A 14413-nucleotide genomic window follows, 5' to 3' on the forward strand; every position below is an offset into this window, starting at 1 on the left:
GGGTCCTATTACAATTATACAGTAGGAGTTGTTGTTCCTTTTAATCCATCTAAAGCTTTCTGAAAGATACTTTTGAGTTCTGGTCCGAATAGGACTAATACCGCTACTGCTCCTACCGAGATCAATCCAAGAATCAACCCGTACTCTGTCATACCTTGTCCTTTTTCTTCTACAAACAATCCTTTGATTTTGTTTAACATAAAAATCTCTCCTCTTATTTATTATAGATATAATGCCATATAGAGTAATTTACTTTACAGCTTAACCAACTGTTGTTGTTCCTTTTAATCCATCTAAAGCTTTCTGAAAGATACTTTTGAGTTCTGGTCCGAATAGGACTAATACCGCTACTGCTCCTACCGAGATCAATCCAAGAATCAACCCGTACTCTGTCATGCCTTGTCCTTGCTCTTCTACAAACAATCCTTTGATTTTATTTAACATGAAAATCTCTCCTCTTTTATATGAATTAAATAATTTATGTCTATTTGGCTTTCTCGTATTCTGAGTCAGCAAACGCGACAGTCTGTCCAATGGCAGTTGAGGTCTGTTTGATGGTGCCGGCTGGAAGCTCTATTACTGATCGAACCTGCTTGAATCTCTTTCCGATTTTCCCCTTTGCGAGATTCTCCTCGATTCCGACAATCTCTTTCTCTCTATTAAGATATAAAATATCAATGCTGTAGTTCATGAAGAATGTGTGGATCGATGTGCATGGTGTGATGTGAAGTCCTGTATGTTCCTGCATTTCCTTGGTGAACATGAGCCCTTTCAGCCGGGACCAGAACCGGTCGGCAACTAGTATTTCCCTGGCGATGATCTCGCCTGTCTCTTTATTAATGAGTCTGATGTTCAGCACCTCCCTGTCATTGGAGTCAGTAGCGCGTCGGCTAACTTACAATCCCTATTATGCCTTGTTCTCCCCTTAAAAAATATCCCCCACCATTCCTGTTATGAATTTCCAGTAATGGTAGGAATGCACTCCTATATGGGATGTTTTGATAGGACCATATAGGAGCCCATGAAAAAAAGCCTTCCTAGGTAGGAAGGCTTATCCTGTTCTATATCTCATCTGATAGACTTTTGATATCGCATGGGCTCTGTCAGGAACCTCCAGCTTCTGAAAGATCTTGGTGACATGGTTCTTGACGGTATGGCCGCTGATAAACAGCTCTTCGGCGATTTCACGGTTATTATAGCCCTGGACAACCAAATCAAGGACCTCCTGCTCTCTTGGGGACAGGCTCAGCTCCTTGACAGTCTGCTTCATGTCTATTAATTCTTCATTATTGATAATGTCTTCGGTCAGTGTCATTTCTTCTTCCACCACTTGGCTTTCCTCTACAAAGGCAAGGAACGTCTGTACGAGCTGATCCGCTCCCAGCCGAGACCGGAAGTCGTCCAGTTGGCCGTGCGCTGCATAGGAACAGGCCAAGGCAAACAGCTTTGGCTCTTCTTCAGCCATAGCCCACTCTGCATTCCTATCTTCCAATAACTGCTCTCCTTCTCGGACGATCTTTGCCAGTTTCGCAGATTCGACATGTTGCTTGATGAAATCCGGGTCATAAAAGGAAAGCTGGCAGGCTTGGATTAGTTCCTTGACGTCTGATACAGGCTTTCCTTGGACAGCCGCAAAATCACCCGCGAGTTTAGAAGCTTCCACTGTAGTTTCATAGGCAGACCTGTCAAACTGAGCAATTGCCTCATGCAGGGAATAGATCTTATCTTCTTCTGCATGGATGGTTTCCTGTTTGGCCAGCTGCAGTGACACGCCGCCAATGGTGGAAAGGGTCTCTAGGAATTCGGCATGATCCTTCACTTCCTGATCCGTCAGGCCATCCATGCCGACACATAGGACTCCTAGCAATTCCCCGTTATAGGTAAGAGGGCTTTCGATGACCGGAAAATTCCATGGCAGTTGCCCATCATTCATCATGACATACGTCTCACGGCTGGACTGGCTGCCTTCCAGGTAGTACCGCTTGATGACATCTCTTGCATACTCACTGACCTGTTCCTTGCCGCTGCCTCTCGACACAAGCTGGACTTTCTCTGTCTTTGCCTCTTTCAGGACAATCGCTGCAAAAGATCCCCCCACAAGGCCCAGGCTGATATCGACCAGCAGATATAGAATCCGCTTATAGTCCGGGATGGTGGCCATCAGTTTGCTGATTTCCACTAAGGAGGACAGACGCTGCAACTGATTTCTGTTCTCCTGTTGCAGGGTGTCCAGATGGACTCTTTTTTCCAGGATAGCTGCCAAGGTATCGACAAGCTCCCGTTCATTCTCCGGGACTCTATCCCTGGTGAAATGGCCTCCGAACAGCAATGCCTCTGTACCGCCAGGAGAATGGATCGGCACACAGAAAAGTGACTTGGGGTACAGGCGCTGCCTATGGAATAAGACGGCTCTTGGATCCTTGTCAATTCCTTCCCAGAATTCCTTTTTCCTCGTAAGCAGACCTCGTCCTAGGAAGCCTTCTCCAAGGGAAAAGGAAGTTCCTGATAAAGAGGCCACTCCTTCTCCTGAAAGGTTGGTAATCTGATAGGAATCTTCTTCCTGCTGCTCAGCAATCCCTAGAAAATCAAAGGCATGGCTGTTTATGCGAAGTTTTTCCAAGGCCCTATCCACATCCAGCTCGATATCCCGATAAGAATCCAGCAGCAGCTTGTTCTGCAGCTTTACCGACTCACTGCCACTTTCCTCCCCAAGAATTCGGGCTGCCGTGCTTTCCAGTTTTTGGATCCATTGCTTGATGTTCCTTTTGCTCTCTTCTGTGAGGGCAGGAGTGTTCTCTATAATATTCTCAGAGGGCAGGCGGACACTCAATTGTTCCTCCAGCTGTTTTTTCTTCTCTTCTTCCGGGCCATTTTCTATCAGAAAGCCTGCCCAGATATAATAGGAGAAACTTCCGGCTCCTTCCATTGGTTTTACGACCATATGGACACCAGGCCACAGCTCGAAGAATAGCGGGTTCACGACACGGCGCACCCCCGCCGCTATATCTTTTATCCTAGCAAACAATTCTTCACGTTTTTCATCTAACAGGATGCTGGTAAGGGCATTTTCCCCTTTTACTGGTAAAATAGGTTCTCCATCGGTATCAGTGATCATTACAGCTAGACTTTCATTCCATGCAAACTGGCTGATGATTTCCTCAAGAAGCTCTTTATTCTGAATCATGTACCTTCAGTTTCTTAGGTGTATCGATTTCCGTAATGATCAAAGGTTCATTATAACGATAGAGCGGATTGGCGTTGGTGCCGATCATCTCAAGAATACCTTGTTTCACCAGTAAATCCAGTACAGGAAACAGTACATCCAGCTGTTTTCCCAGTTTCTTTCCTAACCCTTCCGCCGATTCCACCATAAATGGATCGGATTGAAAAAGCATGGTACATTCTGCCTGCAGTGTCAATAACACGTCATCTCTCAATTAATTCCCTCCTTGGGCTGTGGTAAAGGTGTGTCCTTCCAATACTATCCTACCTCAGCTGCTGCCCAAAACATATCCCCTGATGTTCCCGTTTTCCTCCTCACCTATAGGAGCAATCCTGCTATCCCTATACCCCTAGACTGAGGCTTTCATGTATACTGGCAGGTAGGAAAGTAAAAATAAGCAAAAAGGAGCAATAAAAATGAAATTGAAAATGAATGTCCAGACTGCCTATCATGGCCAGCTGCTGCGAGCCGGTAAAGTCTATGAGATTGAAGACAGCATTGCGGAACGCTGGATCGCCAGTAAAATAGCGGAAAAAACAGAGGAAGAATAGATAGCTTCCCCTGTTTTTTATTTGGCCATGCCAGCTGGAATTTTTTCTTCAACAATTAAGAAGGCTGCCCATATCAGGCAGCCCTCTCTTATCTATTGGCGAAAAACTCTTCGGCCTTCTCCAGAAAGACTTCCTGGTCCGGCTCCAGATCGTACTCTTCTTCAATAGCCTCTACCGGGCAGACTGCTTTGCATGCTCCGCAGTCAATGCAGACATCCGGATCTATGTAAAATTGGTCAGCGCCTTCTTCAATGCAGTCGACCGGGCAAACACTTACACACTCACCGGATTTTTCATTTCTGCATGGATCCAATATGACAAAAGCCATCTATAGTAACCTCCCTTAAAGTCCTAATCTGTCTATTTCATGATAAGACTTTCCCGGTCTTAAGTAAACATCTCTGCCCGGAATTTAGCTATTCTTTTCAAAATAGAGATGATAGTGAAAAGAGCAGCCCGGATTGAAGGATGTCCCACAGCTCGGGCAGCGGTTTTGACAGCCGAGGTACTCATGGATGGACAATTCCTCGCCGCAGCCGCCGCATAGGACGGCCTTTTGGTCAAACATGCTCTTCGGCCAGACTTCCCTCTTCCCACAGCCATACTCCTCATGACATTGATAGCAGGGATAGTATTCCCCGCAGCAATAGAATTTGATGGCAATCCGGTCAATTTCCGTATGATAGTGGGAGCATCTTGTTTCTTCGTCTATCGCCCCTGCTACATTTTTACCATGGATATGCAATGTACATCCTCCTTTTTACAGATGAGGCTCGATTCCCGGCCCATATGGAATTCCCAGGAAATAGAAGAGCAGGAACATTGCTACGAATGTCAACAGGAAGAAGATGCTGTATGGAAGCATCATTGCTATCAATGTACCCATTCCTGCCTTCTTGTCATAATCCCGCACAAAACCTAGAACGACAATCAAATATGGATTCATTGGTGTAATAACATTGGTGGATGAATCGGCTATACGGTAGGCAACTTGAATAAATGCCGGATTATACCCTAGATAATAGAACATCGGAATAAAAATCGGTGCTTCTAATGCCCATTGAGCGGCACCGCTAAAAATAAACAAATTCAAAATGGCAGTCAGCAATATGAAGCCGAGGATTACTGCAATACCGGTCAAGCCGATGGATTGCAGGGTATCGGCCCCAGTGACGGCAATCCAAGAACCCAGATTGGACCATTCGAAATAAGCAATGAATTGGGAGGCGGCAAAAATAAGGACGATGAAACCAGACATATCCTTCATGGCGCTTCCCATGTAGCTTCCTACATCACTTGAACTAGTGATTTTCTTTACTTTGACTCCATATGTGACACCTGCCGTGATGAACAAGAACAGGATAATCGGAACAACACCCGCCAGGAATGGGGAGCCTGCAAGCCCGCCGTCTTCATTCATCAATGGAGAGTTTGGTAAAAAGATGACAACCAACAATAGAGCTATATATGCCAAACTTGCAAAAGCAGCAAATTTGAGGGCCTTATACTCCAAGGAGGTGATTTCTCCCATCTCTTTCCGTGCGCTTCCTTCGTATTTCCCTAACCTGGGTTCTACAATTTTCTCTGTCACTAACGCGCCGACTACTGTCAGAACAACGACACAGGAAATCATGAAGTACCAATTATCCACCGGGGTGACAACAATATCGGGGTTCACACTCCGGATGGCCTCAGTGGATATGCCGGAAAGCAATGCATCAGCGCCACTGATCATAAAATTGGCGGTAAAGCCCCCGCCAACCCCTGCAAACCCCGCTGCCAGACCAGCCAGTGGGTGACGGCCGAGATTATGGAAAACCATAGCCGCAAGCGGAGGAATAATAACGAAAGCAGCATCAGAAGCAAGGTTTCCGCAGATCCCGACGAAAATAACTGCATAGGTCACCATAGTTTTCGGTGCTTTTGTAACGGTACTTCTAATGGCTGTCTCCAAAAGTCCTACCTTATCCGCAAGCCCTATACCGAGCATGATGGCCAGCACATTTCCAAGAGGAGCAAAGCCTACAAAGTTATCCTGCATCGAGGTCAGGATGAATTCCAAGCCTTCTCCGGAAATCAAGCTCCGTATGGCAACTTCCCCTTCCTCTCCCGGCTGTACAAAGGTTACATCAAATAGTGAAATAATTGCTGATAATATGATTACTGCCACCGCCAACATGACGAACAGCATAAACGGATCGGGCAACCGGTTCCCGGCCGTTTCTATTCCATTCAGGAACCGTGTCATTACTGTTTTTCTTTCTCTCGGTGCCATGAGGTTTTCTCCCTCCATTCTATTATTATATGGACAATATGCATCCATGTCTGTCAGAAGTACCACTGTCTCCTAAGGCGATTTCCCTCTATGATCCTCGCTCCCTATGGACAGCATAGCCTGATTCATAGGTTACCTCATAATTTCCTAGTTTCTTTATCTACGGGTATCGGTAAAGGAGGGCATCTCTTTGACTATCCTGATTTCCAGCAGGAAAGCATCTATGTCCTTTCCATGGTCCCTTCTCCTGAAGCCTGTACTACATTCAGATAGTATAAATAAAATTTGGCTATTTGTACATTAATCCTAACTGAACCACTAGGTAAACATGGGAAAAGGCAGATGTTTTAGCTTGCTGGTACCCGGGAACAAAATTCATAAAAAGGAGTTTTGTTTGATGAGAACATACACTGTTGTCCCAAATGTCGATGCCAACAGCTGGTTTGTAAAGCTGGAAGACGTTGCACCGGAGGAAGTATATGACTCGAAGGATGCAGCCATCGATGCCGCCGAACAAATGGCAAAGGAAAATACTCCAAGTATCGTACAAATTACAGATGAGTACCACAATGTCATCGAAGAGAAACGATTCTGATGCAGACCTGTAATGTCCTTCCAGGTTTGTAAAATGACATTCAGGGTATGTAATTACTAAGAGCAGAACATTCGAGAGGAGAGATAACGTGAAAGATAACATGATGACAAAAGATAACATGGCGACAAAAGAGAAAGTTCAAAATAATAAAGGTAAAGTAGGAATGCTGGTTGGTGTAGGTAGCCTTGTTGCCGGAGTCTCCTTGATTCTGATGAACAGCAATACAAGAAACAAAGTAAAGGATTCTTCTACACAAATGAAAGGAACCGTATCCAATTATGTCTCCACTGTGAAAGAAGATCCTCAAGGAACTAAGGATGCTATCATTGATAAAGTAAAACGTACAAATGAAATCACAAAAGATGCATTCAATAAAATCCAGCAGGTTCTGGACAACCAAGGACAGGAGATTAAAGAAACGGCTCAAGACGTGGTGGAACAATCCAAAGAAGTGGCTGATCAGTCCAAAGAGGTAGTAGAAACTGCTAAGGATGCTCAGGAAGAATTGAAAGGAGTCGGCGATGACGTCAAAAAGGCTAAAGATGAGGTGAAACCTTCCGACTCCAAGAAGAAAAACAATTCTGCTTCCAAAGAAACAAACCATCACGTGATTAGTGAGCCGATTGAATAAATGATAAAAAGCGTAAGCGCCCGGTGATGGGCGCTTACGCTTTTTATTTAGATCCATATCAAGGGCTGACTGGTCAAACGTTTTCCCCTTATTTGTTCTTCAGCTTGGCAAGCTGTTCGGCAAGAGCATTATTGGCAAAACCGTCATCTTGTTTCTTCAAATACTTGTTAACATCCTTTTTGGAAACTTTGTGCTTCTTTTCCCGCTCCTTGCGTTCATTGAATGTCGAGAGTTTTTCTCTGTATCCGCATTTGCAGAGAAACATCTTGCCTTCCCCTTCCCCGCGCATCTCCATACGTTTATGGCAGTTTGGACAGCGGGCATTTGTATTTTTGGCTATATTTTTCTTATGCCCGCACGAACGGTCCTGGCAGACGAGCATCCGGCCATGCTTGTTTTTGATTTCCAGCATCAATTTCCCACAGTCGGGACATTTCGTTCCTGTCATATTATCATGTTTGAATTTCTCGTCGCTGTTCTTGATTTGCTGGACGACCTGTTTGGAGTAGTCTTTCATTTCACCAATGAACTTCTCCTTTTTCAGGCTGCCTTTTTCAATCTGGCTCAGCTTCTGCTCCCATTCTGCAGTCAATGCCGGGGAACGCAGCTCTTCCGGAACCAAGTCAAGCAGCTGGCGGCCTTTGGAAGTCAAGAATATATGTTTACCTTTCATTTCCATATACATACTGTTGAACAGCTTTTCAATGATATCCGCTCTGGTTGCGACGGTACCAAGTCCGCCTGTTTTGTTAATCGTTTTAGCAAGATGCTTTTCGTTACTGTCCATATATTTCACTGGGTTTTCCATCGCTTGCAGCAGGCTTCCTTCAGTAAACCGCTCCGGCGGTTTCGTTTCCCCCTGAGTTAGGGATATATTCAACCCCGTCAGCTGGTCTCCCTTTTCGATAGATGGCAGGCGCTGATCGTCCTGCTGTTCGTCATCCATAAATCGGTTGTCATAGACTTCCTTCCAGCCTTGTTTCTTCACGATTTTTCCATTGGCGCTGAACCGCTCACCATTTATATCAGTTGTGATGGTAGTCTGTTCGTACTCGAATGGATCGGACAAAACGGCTAGGAAACGTTTGACGACAAGGTCATAGATTTTGCGTTCCTTGTCATCCAAGTCTTCCAGGATGACCGGCTGTTCGGTCGGAATAATGGCATGGTGGTCACTGACCTTCGCATCATCCACCACTGCTTTTGGCAACTTAAAATTTTTCCGCATCACTTTCCCTGCTGCCTTGGCATACTGATCTACACCGCAGGCCTTTACCCGCTCTTTCAGGGTAGGGACAATATCCGAGGATAAAACACGAGAATCTGTCCGCGGATAGGTTAGTACCTTGTGCTGTTCATACAGCTTTTGCATTAAGTTGAGTGTCTGCTTTCCGGAATAACCGAAAATCCGGTTGGCATCCCGCTGTAGTTCAGTCAGATCGTAAAGCTGCGGTGCGTATTTCTTTTTATAGGCCTTGACCACATCTGTCACCTTTGCCGGTTTGCCTTTCAGCCGGCTGGCCAGTTCATCTGCTTTTTCTTTGGAAAAGAGCCGGCTATTATTCTTAGCATCCTGCCAGGTAAGTGTAAATCCTTTATTGGTCTTTGCTTGGATACCGTAGAATTTTTTCGGCTTGAATTCCTTGATCTCCTGTTCTCGTTTAGCAACCATTGCCAGGGTAGGCGTCTGAACCCGGCCGCTGGAAAGCTGAGCATTGAACTTGGTGGTTAGTGCTCTCGTTGCATTAAGGCCGACATACCAGTCCGCTTCAGAACGTGCTGCTGCTGCAGCATAAAGATTTTCATATTTGTTGCCTGGTTTCAGCTGTTTAAAGCCGTCACGGATAGCTTTATCCGTAACTGAAGATATCCACAGACGCTTCACCGGCTTGTTCACACGGGCTTTTTCAAGGATCCAGCGTGCCACCAGTTCTCCTTCGCGTCCAGCATCTGTCGCAATCACTATTTCTTTCACATCATTGCGGTTCAGCTGGGTTTTTACCGAATTGAACTGTTTTCCCGTCTTTTTGATGACCACAAGCTTCTGCTGCTTGGGCAGCATCGGCAGGTCTTCCAATTTCCATGTTTTATATTTATCATCATATAGTTCCGGGTCGGCCAGTGTAACCAGATGGCCGAGGGCCCACGTTACAATATACTTTGAACCTTCCATGAAGCCGTTGCCCTTCTTGCTGCAATTCAGCACACGGGCAATATCCCGGCCCACGGATGGCTTTTCCGCTAGTACAACTGTTTTGCTCATATATTAAAATCCTTTCTATTTTAAAGAACATCTATATGTACTTTACCACAGATTCTGCTGTCCGTGCAGACCTGTTTCCTGCCGGGTGTCCGGCCAGTTCCAATCACACCCCATCCGCCCAAACCATAAACTAACTTAGATATCAGACAAAAGGAATTGATGCGAATGCTTTACTATACAGGGTTGTTTCTGTTGGTGATTGCAGTCAGCTTGGATGGACTGGGAGTCGGAATCACGTACGGCATGAGGAAAATTAAGGTGCCAGTAGCTGCATTGATGATCATCATGCTTTGTTCTGGGGTCATTGTCCTTCTCTCCATGGTCATCGGCCATACTCTCAGTTCTTTCATTTCGCAGGAAATGACCCGGAATATCGGTGGGGGGATTCTTATATTCCTTGGTCTCTTTTCACTATATAATAGTGTGAAACCGGAAAAGGAAGATACAGGCAGCAGCCAGAACATCCTCAGCAGCGTTCTGGCTACGCCGGATAAGGCGGATTTGGACCATTCGGGGATTATTTCACCTGGTGAAGCTCTCCTGCTGGGCGCCGCTCTGGCACTGGATGCTTTTGGGGCGGGGATCGGCGCATCCATGCTTGGTTATTCACCAATCCTCACTGCCGGTTTGGTTGCATTCATGAGCGGGATGTTTCTGTTCAGCGGCATGAGGCTGGGCCTTTTTCTGTCAAGAAGCAAAAGGCTGCAAAGGATGACCTTCCTTCCGCCGGTATTGCTGATCACCCTTGGAGTGGCAAATATGCTATAAAGCCTTCACCAGTCCCCCATCGACAATCAGGGACTGACCGGTAATATATGTATTCGCACCGGATGCTAGGAAGACTACCGCTTTAGCAAATTCCTCAGGGCGACCATAGCGCTTCATCGGGATTCCCTCTTCCGCTTCTGTTTTCAGTTCATCGAGTGGGATACCCTGCTGATCGGCTGTAAAGCGGTTCAACTCAATCATGCGATCCGTCTCGATTGTGCCTGGTCCCACGGTATTGATCAGAATTTGATCTTCGGAGAGCTCTTGAGCTAATGTTTTTGAAAGTCCTGGAATGCCCGGTCTCAATGTGTTCGAGAGCACCAGGTTATCCAATGACTGTTTGATCGAGGAAGATGCGACATTTACAATTCGGCCCTCGCCCTCTTTCTGCATATAGGGAACAGTGGCACGGATGGTACGGACAAAGCTTAACAGATTAAGTTCAAAGGCATGGTACCAGTCGTTGTCCTCCATATCCATAAACCTGCCAGCTGGGGGACCTCCTGCATTATTTATCAATACATCAATACCGCCTGTTGAGCCAGCGGCCTTTTCCACCAGTTCAGTAATCTGCTTGCCATCTTTCATGTCACAAACTTGATAATCAACATGGGAGTTCTCTGTTTCCCGCTTGATAGCTTCAGCCGCTTCTTTCAAGGCATCCTCATCCCTGCTGCTGATCAGGACGTATGCCCCTTCCCGAGCAAACTCAGTCGCAATTGCCTTGCCAAGCCCTTTGCTTGAAGCGGTTACTAATACGGATTTCCCTTCCAGTTTCATATCCATTTCCTTCACTCCTTTTCCTGTATTGGATTCCAAAATAAGTGCCAGGCCCTTGCTTCCTATACTAAAAAACCTGGAAACTGTCCTATATCTAATATAAGACAAATTCCAGGATTTTAAAAACAATAAATTTTTTGTCAACTAGCTAGGCGCCCTACAGTAGTGAAAGTATTAAACTGATCACTACAATCGCCCCAATGATCATTAGAATTGTGCGTAACATTATTCCCATCCTCCTATAATTCATGATCCTAGGAATAAGTTACCCTGAATATCTCCGTCGGAAACATAACTCTTCCTCAGGAGATGAAGTTCAGCAAGACGGTGATAGAAACAACACTGATCAATGTACCAAAAAGGGTAATACTGGAGACAAGATCCGGTTCCGTATCAAATTCAATCGCATACATGGTTGTAGTTGCAGCTGTCGGCATGGCGGAGATAATCAGAATTACCGTCGCAACAATCGGATCCATATCCACAACAGCAATAAACGCTGTTGCAATAAGCGGTGCCCCGAACATTTTCAATGAGACTGACGAAATCAGCACCTGCCAGTTCATTTTCAAGGACACAATGGATGCCAGCTGCATCCCCAGCATGATCATCATAACAGGGATAGCCGCATCACCGACCATGGAAATCGTAGAATGAATAGGTTCAGGAATAGGCCCCCAAGAAAAGCCTTGGAATAAAAAGGCTAGGATAGCCGCATATGTTGCGGGCATTTTAAAAATATTCAATACAGCACGCCGCATGCCGCTCGTACTGCGCGAGGCATAATACACACCAAAAAAGTTGTTCATCATTGATTGGACTACCATGATGAAGACGGCATACGGCAGGGCTTCACTGCCGACACTGAACAGCACGACAGGCAGACCGTAATTTCCGGAATTCATAAAACCGGTCGATAAGATGGCTGCACTCTCTACAGAAGGCGTCCATTTGAATATCATGGAAAGTATTTTATTGATGAGTACCGTCGCAAAAAACAGGAAAAACATAAAAATGACAATGATGATATAGCCAGCATCAAACTCTGCTTCCGATAGATTGATAAATACCAGTGCCGGCGATAATATGTATATGGAAACAGATGACAACGTCCGTACATCCATCACGCGGATCCGCTGCAGAATAAAACCGGAAGCGAATACCAGAATAATAGGCAGAATAACATTGAAAAATAACCCCATCGAAACTTCCCCATTTATCAGTAATATAGAAATAATGTTAACTAACTCTTCTAACATTTAATGATAGCATAAGAATATAACGAATGTCGAAATAGTGGTTTAGAAAAGAAAAATCCAGGGTAAACTTGACAATGCGGCAGTTCCATGAGAAGATTGTCAAGTTATCAATTGTAACTAATAAGTATATCTGGCATTCTGCAATGTTTTTCAAGATGCTTATTCACACTGGCGCGGCTAAGGGGCCGCAAGGACGTAAGAGCAGGAAGGGCTTACGTTGCTTAAGTTAGAAAACATACCAGTGGAACATGTACCGCGGTAAAAGGGAAATCCCCACGGAACAGGATTCTCCGCCCGTTTAGGAACGGGATAAATATTAATAAAAAATCTCAACTTATGTGTTACTTTTAAAAACAAAGGGGTACTCTTTTACTAAAAGGGTGCTCCTTTTCCAATTTACATACCAAGGAAAGTAGGATGATAATGGATCATTTACAAACAGGGACTATTCAAACGATGACCGTCGAACGAAAAATCGATACAGGCTATGTACTAATAAAAAACGGCTCTGAGGCACTGCTCCATCATAGTGAAACAGAAAAGGCACTGGAAGAAGGAAATACGGTCGATGTATTCCTTTACCCCGATAAGAAAGGAAATGTTATTGCCAGTGCCAAGCTGCCCCACGTTGTCATCGATACATATGGCTGGGCGAAAGTAGTGGAAGTTCTCCCTCATTTGGGTGCATTTGTAGACATCGGAACCACGAAGGAAATCCTCGTTTCTAAAGATGACCTTCCACTATTTGAAAACGTTTGGCCGCAGCCCGGTGACAAATTGTTCGTGACATTAGGCAGAGATAAAAAAGGCCGGCTTCTTGCCATTCCGGCCACCGAAGGAGTTATCGCCAGAGAAGTAGAACTGGCACCTGAAGACCTAATAAACCAACCCGTCGGCGGAACCGTCTATCATACGAGCCGGGAAGGTGCAGCCATTCTCACAGATGACGACTACCGGGGATTCATCCACTATACCGAGCGAAAAGAAGAGCCCCGTCTTGGGGAATATGTGGAGGGTCGGGTCATAGAAGTAAAAGCTGATGGCACCCTGAACATTTCACTGCGGTCTCTCAAACAGCACAGTATGGGGGAAGATGCAGAAGAGATCTTATCCTTCATGAAGGAACAGGGCGGCCAAATGGCCTTTACGGACAAGAGTGACCCGGAAGATATCCGTGGTACGTTCCAGATAAGCAAAGCAGCCTTCAAACGTGCAGTAGGCAGGCTGATGAAGGAAGGAAAGATCGAGCAGCGGGACGGCTATACCTATTTAAAAGATTAGCGGTTTACGGCACACAGAAGCAGGCGCAAATTCAGGCGATATACGTGAGTTCACCTAGGTGGTACAGCCGGACCATGCTTGGCTGCAAACTGAATAAACTAAACTAACCAGCTGCAAAGGAAAAAGCACAGGATAATAGATATCCTGTGCTTTTAAATGAAGAAAAGCAGTGCTGCCAAATCTCCAACCATTTACGCTTCTGCGTTTGCTCTAGCGTCAAAAATTGAAGTGATAATCAGACTGATTGCTCCCGCAAACATGAAGGCGATGCCCCATCCGCCAAGGCCGGCACCCATAATATCCACTCTGCCGAGGATAGAACTGGTCAAAACCAGCAGCAATCCGGTGAACGCACTGAAGATGCCTGGATAGTAACCTCCCATGGAAGCCTTATTTAATGTCTTAGCTAGAAACAAACCTAGGATTACCAAAACAGCGGTTAAAATAATTCCAATGGTAAGTACAGATTGAATCATATTGAATTCACCCCATTATATTTATGTACATTTAGTTCTAGTATAAATTTGAACCAAATTAAAGTCAATTAAACTTTCGCCTAATATCGACTTTTCACGCACAGCATCACCGGTCAGCGACTCTTCCTACCTGTCCGTCTTCCAATCTCACCTTAATGCCATGTGGATGAAAACGTGAATTCGTTAGTATATCCTTGACAACCCCTGGAGTTGTCCTCCCTGTCCGCTGGTCTTTTTTCAGCACAATATTTACTTCTATACCCGGCTTGATATTTTCCCTGTACCTGCCATCTGCTGTCATATTTGAATAC

18 protein-coding genes are annotated in these 14413 nt (G+C 45.3%); 5 read left to right on the forward strand and 13 right to left on the reverse strand.

What is annotated here, in order from left to right; genetic code table 11:
* Positions 1–14: 14 nt before the first annotated feature.
* From ACFODW_RS02890 to ACFODW_RS02910, 5 genes are all read right to left on the reverse strand, one after another.
* Positions 15–200 carry a Flp family type IVb pilin gene (locus ACFODW_RS02890; protein ID WP_390302686.1) on the reverse strand — a complete coding sequence of 62 codons (186 nt, stop codon included), beginning with the start codon at positions 198–200 and terminating at the stop codon, positions 15–17.
* A gap of 61 nt (positions 201–261) precedes the next feature.
* Positions 262–444: a Flp family type IVb pilin gene (locus tag ACFODW_RS02895; RefSeq protein ID WP_390302689.1), complete on the reverse strand. Its 183-nt coding sequence runs from the start codon at positions 442–444 to the stop codon at positions 262–264.
* A 40-nt stretch (positions 445–484) separates the two neighbouring features.
* Positions 485–859: a DUF192 domain-containing protein gene (locus ACFODW_RS02900; RefSeq protein WP_390302692.1), complete on the reverse strand. Its 375-nt coding sequence runs from the start codon at positions 857–859 to the stop codon at positions 485–487.
* A 192-nt stretch (positions 860–1051) separates the two neighbouring features.
* Positions 1052–3184, reverse strand: a complete 2133-nt coding sequence (locus ACFODW_RS02905; protein WP_390302695.1) for a LuxR C-terminal-related transcriptional regulator — start codon at positions 3182–3184, stop codon at positions 1052–1054.
* On the reverse strand, positions 3171–3437 hold the full coding sequence (locus ACFODW_RS02910) for a hypothetical protein (RefSeq protein WP_390302698.1): 267 nt from the start codon (positions 3435–3437) through the stop codon (positions 3171–3173). Before ACFODW_RS02910 ends, ACFODW_RS02905 begins: the two co-directional genes overlap by 14 nt.
* A gap of 202 nt (positions 3438–3639) precedes the next feature.
* Between ACFODW_RS02910 and ACFODW_RS02915 the strand changes: the two genes are divergently transcribed.
* The gene (locus tag ACFODW_RS02915; protein ID WP_390302701.1) at positions 3640–3774 is read left to right on the forward strand and encodes a hypothetical protein; all 135 of its coding nucleotides are present in this window, start codon (positions 3640–3642) and stop codon (positions 3772–3774) included.
* Between the two features lie 88 nt (positions 3775–3862).
* Here ACFODW_RS02915 and ACFODW_RS02920 read toward each other — a convergent pair whose 3' ends face one another.
* The 3 genes from ACFODW_RS02920 to ACFODW_RS02930 form a co-directional block, all read right to left on the reverse strand.
* Positions 3863–4102: a DUF362 domain-containing protein gene (locus ACFODW_RS02920; RefSeq protein WP_390302704.1), complete on the reverse strand. Its 240-nt coding sequence runs from the start codon at positions 4100–4102 to the stop codon at positions 3863–3865.
* Between the two features lie 84 nt (positions 4103–4186).
* Positions 4187–4519 (reverse strand): CHY zinc finger protein, encoded by a 333-nt coding sequence (locus tag ACFODW_RS02925; RefSeq protein ID WP_390302707.1) that lies wholly within the window; start codon positions 4517–4519, stop codon positions 4187–4189.
* Positions 4520–4534: 15 nt separating this feature from the next.
* A complete protein-coding gene (locus ACFODW_RS02930) occupies positions 4535–6049 on the reverse strand; it encodes an AbgT family transporter (protein ID WP_390302710.1) in 1515 nt (504 codons plus the stop codon).
* A gap of 397 nt (positions 6050–6446) precedes the next feature.
* On the opposite strand from ACFODW_RS02930, the gene ACFODW_RS02935 reads away from it, so the two are divergent.
* Together ACFODW_RS02935 and ACFODW_RS02940 are read left to right on the forward strand one after the other, a co-directional pair.
* Complete coding sequence (locus ACFODW_RS02935; protein ID WP_390302713.1) at positions 6447–6644, forward strand: DUF2188 domain-containing protein; 198 nt, start codon at positions 6447–6449, stop codon at positions 6642–6644.
* Positions 6645–6732: 88 nt separating this feature from the next.
* The gene (locus ACFODW_RS02940; RefSeq protein WP_390302716.1) at positions 6733–7275 is read left to right on the forward strand and encodes a hypothetical protein; all 543 of its coding nucleotides are present in this window, start codon (positions 6733–6735) and stop codon (positions 7273–7275) included.
* An 88-nt stretch (positions 7276–7363) separates the two neighbouring features.
* Here ACFODW_RS02940 and ACFODW_RS02945 read toward each other — a convergent pair whose 3' ends face one another.
* A complete protein-coding gene (locus ACFODW_RS02945) occupies positions 7364–9538 on the reverse strand; it encodes a DNA topoisomerase III (protein WP_390302719.1) in 2175 nt (724 codons plus the stop codon).
* 165 nt (positions 9539–9703) lie between these two features.
* Between ACFODW_RS02945 and ytaF the strand changes: the two genes are divergently transcribed.
* The gene (gene ytaF / locus ACFODW_RS02950; RefSeq protein ID WP_390302722.1) at positions 9704–10306 is read left to right on the forward strand and encodes a sporulation membrane protein YtaF; all 603 of its coding nucleotides are present in this window, start codon (positions 9704–9706) and stop codon (positions 10304–10306) included.
* Here the strand turns inward: ytaF and ACFODW_RS02955 are convergent.
* The gene (locus tag ACFODW_RS02955; protein WP_390302725.1) at positions 10301–11092 is read right to left on the reverse strand and encodes an SDR family oxidoreductase; all 792 of its coding nucleotides are present in this window, start codon (positions 11090–11092) and stop codon (positions 10301–10303) included. The two genes, ytaF and ACFODW_RS02955, sit on opposite strands and share 6 nt — an antisense overlap.
* 296 nt (positions 11093–11388) lie before the next feature.
* Entirely contained in the window at positions 11389–12288 is a 900-nt protein-coding gene (locus ACFODW_RS02960; protein ID WP_390302728.1) for an AEC family transporter, read from the reverse strand.
* A 480-nt stretch (positions 12289–12768) separates the two neighbouring features.
* Here ACFODW_RS02960 and ACFODW_RS02965 point away from each other — a divergent pair, with 480 nt between their 5' ends.
* Complete coding sequence (locus ACFODW_RS02965; protein ID WP_390302731.1) at positions 12769–13626, forward strand: CvfB family protein; 858 nt, start codon at positions 12769–12771, stop codon at positions 13624–13626.
* A 191-nt stretch (positions 13627–13817) separates the two neighbouring features.
* On the opposite strand, the gene ACFODW_RS02970 is transcribed toward ACFODW_RS02965, so the two are convergent.
* Positions 13818–14102, reverse strand: a complete 285-nt coding sequence (locus ACFODW_RS02970; protein ID WP_390302734.1) for a hypothetical protein — start codon at positions 14100–14102, stop codon at positions 13818–13820.
* Positions 14103–14208: 106 nt separating this feature from the next.
* Positions 14209–14403 (reverse strand): YwbE family protein, encoded by a 195-nt coding sequence (locus ACFODW_RS02975; RefSeq protein ID WP_390302737.1) that lies wholly within the window; start codon positions 14401–14403, stop codon positions 14209–14211.
* Positions 14404–14413 lie beyond the last annotated feature (10 nt).

Origin of the sequence: Virgibacillus sediminis, assembly GCF_042643265.1 — a bacterium.
In the GTDB taxonomy this organism is placed as follows: Bacteria; Bacillota; Bacilli; order Bacillales; family Amphibacillaceae; genus Virgibacillus_O; species Virgibacillus_O sediminis.

Bases quoted from the DNA above. Each gene is read 5' to 3' on its own strand.
- ACFODW_RS02890 (WP_390302686.1), bottom strand. From the start codon at position 200: ATGTTAAACAAAATCAAAGGATTGTTTGTAGAAGAAAAAGGACAAGGT.
- ACFODW_RS02895 (WP_390302689.1), bottom strand. From the start codon at position 444: ATGTTAAATAAAATCAAAGGATTGTTTGTAGAAGAGCAAGGACAAGGC.
- ACFODW_RS02905 (WP_390302695.1), bottom strand. From the start codon at position 3,184: ATGATTCAGAATAAAGAGCTTCTTGAGGAAATCATCAGCCAGTTTGCA.
- ACFODW_RS02915 (WP_390302701.1), top strand. From the start codon at position 3,640: ATGAAATTGAAAATGAATGTCCAGACTGCCTATCATGGCCAGCTGCTG.
- ACFODW_RS02920 (WP_390302704.1), bottom strand. From the start codon at position 4,102: ATGGCTTTTGTCATATTGGATCCATGCAGAAATGAAAAATCCGGTGAG.
- ACFODW_RS02930 (WP_390302710.1), bottom strand. From the start codon at position 6,049: ATGGCACCGAGAGAAAGAAAAACAGTAATGACACGGTTCCTGAATGGA.
- ACFODW_RS02935 (WP_390302713.1), top strand. From the start codon at position 6,447: ATGAGAACATACACTGTTGTCCCAAATGTCGATGCCAACAGCTGGTTT.
- ACFODW_RS02945 (WP_390302719.1), bottom strand. From the start codon at position 9,538: ATGAGCAAAACAGTTGTACTAGCGGAAAAGCCATCCGTGGGCCGGGAT.
- ytaF (WP_390302722.1), top strand. From the start codon at position 9,704: ATGCTTTACTATACAGGGTTGTTTCTGTTGGTGATTGCAGTCAGCTTG.
- ACFODW_RS02955 (WP_390302725.1), bottom strand. From the start codon at position 11,092: ATGGATATGAAACTGGAAGGGAAATCCGTATTAGTAACCGCTTCAAGC.
- ACFODW_RS02960 (WP_390302728.1), bottom strand. From the start codon at position 12,288: ATGGGGTTATTTTTCAATGTTATTCTGCCTATTATTCTGGTATTCGCT.
- ACFODW_RS02965 (WP_390302731.1), top strand. From the start codon at position 12,769: ATGGATCATTTACAAACAGGGACTATTCAAACGATGACCGTCGAACGA.
- ACFODW_RS02970 (WP_390302734.1), bottom strand. From the start codon at position 14,102: ATGATTCAATCTGTACTTACCATTGGAATTATTTTAACCGCTGTTTTG.
- ACFODW_RS02975 (WP_390302737.1), bottom strand. From the start codon at position 14,403: ATGACAGCAGATGGCAGGTACAGGGAAAATATCAAGCCGGGTATAGAA.